Source organism: Bacillus sp. 7894-2 (genome assembly GCF_002272225.1).
Classification (GTDB): domain Bacteria; phylum Bacillota; class Bacilli; order Bacillales; family Cytobacillaceae; genus Cytobacillus.
Genome location: NZ_NPDG01000152.1, coordinates 1 through 6,498, shown reverse-complemented (window position 1 = coordinate 6,498; position 6,498 = coordinate 1). Strand labels below are relative to the sequence as shown.

Sequence of the window (6,498 nt, the reverse complement as noted above, 5' to 3'; positions counted from 1 at the left end):
AACTCAGCAAATAAATAAAAAGTGGCGAAAAACCTTGAGAAAAAAGCCATTAAAAAAAGGAGGCTTAAACCCCCTATTTCAAGCCTTCTGCTTCATGGATATGCATATGGATAAGTGCTGCTTTGGATTTATCATCCAGGTCTGAATGTGAAATTCTCTTAACCGCAAGGTAAAATTTTTCGTAGATAGCCTTACGGACTCTTGGGTGGGAATTTTCATCCCTTAGTTCCCTGGAGATGGCTTCCTTCAAAATGTTTTCTGCGTTAGTATCTTCTTCGAGTTTCCGGTTATTCCATAGCTTCCTGTATTCATTCAAAAGCTTTTCATAGTCTGGACTCATAACTTGCCACATCCCTTCCAAAACAGGAAACAAATATATTTCCTTAGATGTATTTTTACATAAATAAATTTATAAATGCAAAAAATACAGCTAATATGCGAGAAAGGAGAATGAGTTATGAATTCACCTTACCGGTGCCCAAACTGTAAAACAAACAGAAGCCGATTCAATATTATTCAGCAGGTGCCTCAATCCATCAAAATGGATCCTCAAACAGGGAATGTTTTGGAAGAATACAGCAGTGAACAGCTGTCCCCCTTCCATATGCCTTACAAAGGCCCTGATAAAAGGGTTCAATGTGCGGCTTGCGGACTTGTAGAAGACGAGCGGACATTCATCAAATTTGGCGAAAAACAGTAAAATGAATAAAGGCCTGAGATTCTATTCTCAGGCTTTTATTCGTTCACTAACTTATTTTCCTTTAAGAACCTTTTATTATCCACTTTCCATGGATCTGCCTGTGAAAAGCGCACAAGATTTATGCTTCCTCGAAAATGCTGTCTGCCGCGGTTTTTTATAAACCAATCTGCTTCCACCGGCACTTCCATACTCAGCTCATCTGTCAAATCTTCAGCCGGAAGTACAGGCATCGCACTTAGCCTTACATTCTCAATTCTGGGCAGGACTTTATTCCATGCTAAAGGCTGGAGGGAAATCGACTGGACAATCCTGGAATCCTGCTGTTTTAGTCCTGCCATGAATGCACTGATTACTTCATATGGATTGGCATTATTGAGATATCCATCAAGCTTTCCTGCCGCTTTCAAAATCATTAGCTTGTGTGATAAATCCATAAAGTTTGTCCGATGTGTAGTACTGCCAAAAAAATGAATGCAAAAGTGCCCTGGAAAATTATTTTTCAGTGCACCTCCTCCATGGGGCATACCATGCATGGAAGCCGCTATCCATTGATTGCCATTAATAACTATGATGGCGCGCCGCTTCCAGCTCCATTTTCCGCCATAAATGCTTTTCATGATTTTTGTTTCTTCAGCATTTAATGGCTGAACATCTGCATGATGGCTTCCGGCACGACGCTGAACCTTAAACTTCTTGCCTGTTTCAACATCCAGAACGGTAAATTTACTGTATTTCGGCAATATCCCATTCACTTTCTCCCATGGCAGCATCTCAATCCGCCAGCTAATCCCCTCTTCTTCTGCAGCAGTATGTATGCCTCCTGCAAAAAGAAGAAAGATGAATACCATGATTATGTTTAAAGTTTTCATAAGTTCCACTCATTTATAGGTTTTTTCGGTTAGGCATTATATAATGAGTTTCCCAAAAAAAGGTTTTCTTCATTCATTCAGACAATAAAAAAATCGCACCATATGAGTGCGATTTTCTTTAACTATCCTGATTAATTAATTGCTTCCAGAATTTTTAACCTTTGTTCGATTTCTGCCCAATCAAGATTCTCCCCAATAAACACCATATTCAGGGGCATATTGATGTTTTCCTGCATATAAAGCGGCATTCCATAAGAAAACTGAAAAAGATACGGATACTTTGAAGAATTCAACTTCATATACCCTTTTATTCTGTACACAGTGTCTGGAAGTCCTCTAAGAAAATCCTCAAAATCAGTCTGATTGACAGCTTTTTGAAACCGATAAACGAACGTGCTAAGCTTTAAATCAGAAATAACATGTGACCTGGATGCCTTGCTCTTTTTCCCTGTGGTCATACCTCTTACCTGCTTTACAGAAATCTTTGAGTATGAAGTTAAGATGGTGAACGCCTGGCTGTTCAGACCCTGAATCTCCATTGTAAGCCGCGCTTGTTCCGCGTCGGAAAGTTCATCTGCTTTATTCAAAATTATTAAGTCTGCATGCCTTACCTGCTCAATTAAAAGCTGCTGCACCTGAGGGCTTAACATATTTCGATTAAGCCATCTTGGACTGTCAACAACAGAAATAATGCCTTTTACCTGCATCCTGTCTGCAAAGAGTGGGGAAAGAATGCTATCCAGAACTTCAATGGGATGAGCAGCACCTGTAGTTTCAATATAGATCGCTTCCGGCTTTTCAACCATCAATAATTCCTGAAGCTGGGCCTCAAGCTTATCTGAAATGGTACAGCATATACAGCCGTCAAGCAGCTCTTTTAAAGGGACCCCATCATCAACTGCGTCCGAATCAATTGAAACTTTCCCAAGCTCGTTCATCATGACTGCCACTTTTCTGCCTTGCTTTTTTTCATCCTGGAGCAGCTGCTTTAGCAGCGTCGTTTTCCCGCTCCCAAGAAAACCTGATAGTATATATATTTCTGTTTTATTCATACTTTTCCCCTTCTACACCATCTGCCAGCATTTCTTCAATCATAAGCATCATTTTCTTCTCTATTAAATCAATATCCAGATTGGTTAAATACCCAACGGGATGAAATATTTCCTGTTTGCATTTCCAGATGGGAATATAAGCATTCGGAAAAAATTCATCCTCCGTCTCAATTCCCAGTTCCAGAATGGATTCATAATCATTTTCAAACACATCGTTTTCTGAAGCATGCCGGCCCTTTATCGTTCTGACCAGGTCCACTGCCAGATTTTCCTCTTCAGTTTGAAAGTCTGTTTTATACTTATTAAGAAGTTCTTCTGCAAGCTTTTCACATTTTTTTTCAATATCTGATATTTGCCTGCGGGTCTCTTCATTAAGCTTTACTACCTGCTTCAAAGGATCACCTCTTTATAGCTATCCTGTCTAATGACCCATTGTATATGATTTTACCAGTCCATACAAACCATAAGACATATTTGCTATAATTTCTATTAAGGATGGTGGAGAAAAATGCTCGATAATACTGGAGAAAGAATCATACTGGAGGAAATGCCGGTTACTAACGGAATGCTTCTGGAACATTTGGCACGTTACTATTTTTCTCTTTATTACGCTAAAGGAAGAGTGCTTGATATTGCCTGCGGTACGGGGTACGGTTCAAAAATCATGGCAAAAGCCAAGAAAAAAGAAATTAGTGAAATTGTAGCAGTGGACATTGATGACGATACACTGAAATATGCCAGACAGCATCATTATCACCCTCTCGTGCAATATATTAAAGCCAATGCGGAAGATGATTCCCTCCCAGAACAATTAGGATTCTTTGATGTGATAACGAGCTTTGAAACGCTTGAACACCTGCCATCAGAAGAAATATTCCTTAACAGTCTTTTTAAGATGCTAAAGCCTGGCGGGACTCTCATTTTATCCACACCCTTCGGTGCAGGGCGGGGGAAGCCAACAAATGAGCCCTTCCATTTTCACCAGCTGACTGAAGATGAATTTATTGAACTGTTCAAGTTTTACGGAGAGACGGAATTTTATTATCAGCGAAGTGTTCTCATTGAACCGAAAAGAGAAGGCAAACACTACCCTTTTGGGATTGCAGTCTGCAGAAAAAGTAAATGAGGAGCCTGCGGGGCCCCTCATTTACTTTTAAAAGCGCCTTTCTAATTCCCGCTATTTCTTTTCAGCATCCAAAAACTGCTTAAGCGCTTCTGAATTTTCTTCAAAATCAAGCTGGAGAACCGAACCGGCATGTTCATATGTTTTATTCTCATAACTATCTTCAACAGGTACCCTGAGTGTTTCAATGTCAGTGACAGGATTCATTAAAAACTTCACACCGAGTGATAATGCTTCTTCAATCTTTAAGTCGGTTTCAATATATTTCATTGCCTGGCTGACTACTTCCGGAAACCTTGCAAAACCGGCAGGTGATGAGAATTGATTCATCACTTCATCTTTAAGCCCAATCAAAATTTCCTGCTGCCGGTCCACTCTCCCGAAATCACTTTGTCCATCATGGCGAAATCTCACATATGATAAAATGTCGCTTCCCTTAAGCTTTTGCTTTCCCGGCTCCAGATCCAATCCCATATCTTCAATCATTGCGGCACTGACTTCTGCTTCAATACCGCCCGGAGCAATCGCATCAAGCATCGCAGTAAATCCCTTAAAATCAATAATTGCTGTATGATCGATTTGGACTCCGAAGTTTTGTTCTATTGTATCCTTCAATAAATCCTTGCCGCCTATATAATAAGCATGATTCAACTTGCTGTACATGTATTGGTAATCCGGTATTTTTACATAGCTGTCCCTCATAAGAGAGACCAATTTAATGGAATCCCCGGAAGGTTCATAGCTGGCCAGCACAATGGCATCCGAACGTGAATCCTCTTCCCCTCTGCTGTCGACACCAATAAGCAAAAAGTTTTTCGTTTCACTTACAGTCGCTGATGGCTCTTTATTCTCCTTTTCGGACTCACCGACCTCCGTCACCTGCCCTGTATTATTGTTATCTTTCTGCTGAAAGGACGTACAGCCGGATAGTATAGCTGCAGCCACTGCAAATAGAATCATAATTTTTTTCAAGCAAATCACCCCTGCGCTGCTTTATAGTTAAGTTTACTACCATTGTGGGAAAGAGAAACGCTTTCTATACCCATTTTCTGGAACAGCACTTGAACTTTCCACACCTGCCTCTACTCGCTTGAGTAAGGAATCATCTCGCTTGAAAAATGACGAAAAAAGCTCTCCGAATCGGAGAGCTTTAGATTATGATCCTATTTGTTTTTTCAGCACTTCAGCAGCTTTTTGAATTTGCGTATCATTTTGGTCGATTTTTTCACGGAGTTTTTCCATCAGCCTAAGAGTAGACTGCCCTGATAATACTCCATTTTGATCAAGCTTTTCAGCAGCCTGGAATTCCTTGACAGCTGCTTCGGTTTTTTCATCGAAGAAACCGTCTTCTCTTCCAGGATTATATCCCAGAGCTTTCAGCATAGCTTGAGCTGCTTTAACCTGAGCTGAAGAAGCAGAAAGCTTTAATTCAGTGTCTGGGTTAATAAATGGCAGCGAAGCATATTCCGGCAAGGCCACTTTGTGGTCAGGTGTAATCCCTTTTTTATGAATCCAATTTCCCTCCGGTGTCAGCCATTTTTCAGTCGTGAATTTCATGTTTGACCCATCGGAGAAGTCCTGTGCACGCTGGACGGTGCCTTTCCCAAACGATTTTTCTCCTACAAGCGGCACATCTGCGGACTCGTGTACTGCCGCAGCCAGAATTTCTGATGCACTGGCACTTCCTTTATCAATCACAACGACTAAAGGTATATTCGGGTTTTCTTCTCTCTTTGATTTTACTTCTTCTCTGTTTCCATTGCGGTCTTCAATTTGGAATAATATCTCGCCATCCGGGACAAACAGGCTGGAGATTTCCACTGCCTGATCCAGAAGGCCGCCTGGATTCTGGCGAAGATCAAGGATTAATCCTTTCATGCCCTGCTTTTGCAGTTCATTCAAAGTTTCCACCAATTCTTTAGAAGTATTTTCCGAGAATGTTGTAATCTGTACTTTTGCAATACCATCTTCCATCATTTCCCCATAGACAGTTTCAAGCGGAATCGTATCACGTGTAATGGAAATATTCATTGGCTCATCTGTACCGGGACGCTGAACTGCAAGTTCCACTTTAGTCCCTTTTTCGCCTCTGATCAGCATAACAGCCTCAGTAGAGCTCATACCCTGAAGGCTTTTTCCATCAACGGAGAGAACCTTGTCATTTGGCCTAAGCCCTGCTTTTTCAGCAGGTGAACCCTTCAATGGGGATACAATGACTATGTAGCCTTCCTGTTCCTGGATTTCAGCTCCGATTCCTTCAAAAGAAGACGAAATACTTTGGTGAAAGTTTTCGGCTTCTTCTTCATTCATATAATCCGAGTATGGATCATCCAGCGCTTCAAGCATACCGTTAATAGCGCCATTTATAAGGTTACTTTGATCCACTTCCTGGAAATAGTTTGCTTTCAGGGTATCATAAGCTGTATACAGCTTATCAAATTCCCTTCTTTCGCTTGATCCCACATCTACTGCCTTTTCATCTCCAAAGGCCAGTGCAAAGGTAGTAATTCCAGCGGAAAGGAACACAATAAAAAACAGCAGCATTACAAAATGAAACTTTTTCATGCGGATAAAACCTGAATGGTTATTATCTGGTGTTTCAGAAGTTTCTTTGTTTAAATCTTCATTTTGCAAACTTTTCACCACTTTCGTCACCGTAAAATAACTATGTACAATCCTTAATGATTAGAATAACATTTATCGAATAAATAACAAAGAAAAATGTGTGCAGCGATTAAAAGAGCGCCAGCAAAA

General features: G+C 40.6%; 8 protein-coding genes. 2 read left to right on the top strand and 6 right to left on the bottom strand.

All coding sequences use genetic code 11. The annotated features are described in order from the left end of the window. Positions 1-73 precede the first annotated feature (73 nt). Positions 74-340, bottom strand: a complete 267-nt coding sequence (locus CHI10_RS20975) for a hypothetical protein (protein WP_095246086.1) — start codon at positions 338-340, stop codon at positions 74-76. A gap of 117 nt (positions 341-457) precedes the next feature. On the opposite strand from CHI10_RS20975, the gene CHI10_RS20970 reads away from it, so the two are divergent. Further along, positions 458-700 (top strand): hypothetical protein, encoded by a 243-nt coding sequence (locus CHI10_RS20970; protein ID WP_009332565.1) that lies wholly within the window; start codon positions 458-460, stop codon positions 698-700. Between the two features lie 35 nt (positions 701-735). Here CHI10_RS20970 and CHI10_RS20965 read toward each other — a convergent pair whose 3' ends face one another. The 3 genes from CHI10_RS20965 to CHI10_RS20955 all read right to left on the bottom strand — a co-directional run bounded on the left by CHI10_RS20965 (position 736) and on the right by CHI10_RS20955 (position 3,015). Further along, positions 736-1,569 (bottom strand): hypothetical protein, encoded by an 834-nt coding sequence (locus CHI10_RS20965; RefSeq protein WP_095246085.1) that lies wholly within the window; start codon positions 1,567-1,569, stop codon positions 736-738. Positions 1,570-1,700: 131 nt separating this feature from the next. Beyond that, complete coding sequence (locus CHI10_RS20960; RefSeq protein WP_095246084.1) at positions 1,701-2,621, bottom strand: CobW family GTP-binding protein; 921 nt, start codon at positions 2,619-2,621, stop codon at positions 1,701-1,703. Beyond that, entirely contained in the window at positions 2,614-3,015 is a 402-nt protein-coding gene (locus tag CHI10_RS20955; RefSeq protein WP_095246083.1) for a hypothetical protein, read from the bottom strand. The genes CHI10_RS20960 and CHI10_RS20955 overlap by 8 nt, the downstream gene beginning before the upstream one ends. 114 nt (positions 3,016-3,129) lie before the next feature. Here CHI10_RS20955 and CHI10_RS20950 point away from each other — a divergent pair, with 114 nt between their 5' ends. Next, positions 3,130-3,747 (top strand): class I SAM-dependent methyltransferase, encoded by a 618-nt coding sequence (locus tag CHI10_RS20950; protein WP_095246082.1) that lies wholly within the window; start codon positions 3,130-3,132, stop codon positions 3,745-3,747. 51 nt (positions 3,748-3,798) lie between these two features. Here CHI10_RS20950 and CHI10_RS20945 read toward each other — a convergent pair whose 3' ends face one another. Beyond that, positions 3,799-4,725, bottom strand: coding sequence for an LCP family protein (locus CHI10_RS20945; protein WP_286137535.1), 927 nt, complete (start codon positions 4,723-4,725; stop codon positions 3,799-3,801). Positions 4,726-4,899: 174 nt separating this feature from the next. Next, complete coding sequence (locus CHI10_RS20940) at positions 4,900-6,378, bottom strand: lmo1851 family serine protease (protein WP_095246080.1); 1,479 nt, start codon at positions 6,376-6,378, stop codon at positions 4,900-4,902. Positions 6,379-6,498: the final 120 nt, after the last annotated feature.

Bases quoted from the DNA above. Each gene is read 5' to 3' on its own strand.
- CHI10_RS20975 (WP_095246086.1), bottom strand. From the start codon at position 340: ATGAGTCCAGACTATGAAAAGCTTTTGAATGAATACAGGAAGCTATGG.
- CHI10_RS20970 (WP_009332565.1), top strand. From the start codon at position 458: ATGAATTCACCTTACCGGTGCCCAAACTGTAAAACAAACAGAAGCCGA.
- CHI10_RS20965 (WP_095246085.1), bottom strand. From the start codon at position 1,569: ATGAAAACTTTAAACATAATCATGGTATTCATCTTTCTTCTTTTTGCA.
- CHI10_RS20960 (WP_095246084.1), bottom strand. From the start codon at position 2,621: ATGAATAAAACAGAAATATATATACTATCAGGTTTTCTTGGGAGCGGG.
- CHI10_RS20950 (WP_095246082.1), top strand. From the start codon at position 3,130: ATGCTCGATAATACTGGAGAAAGAATCATACTGGAGGAAATGCCGGTT.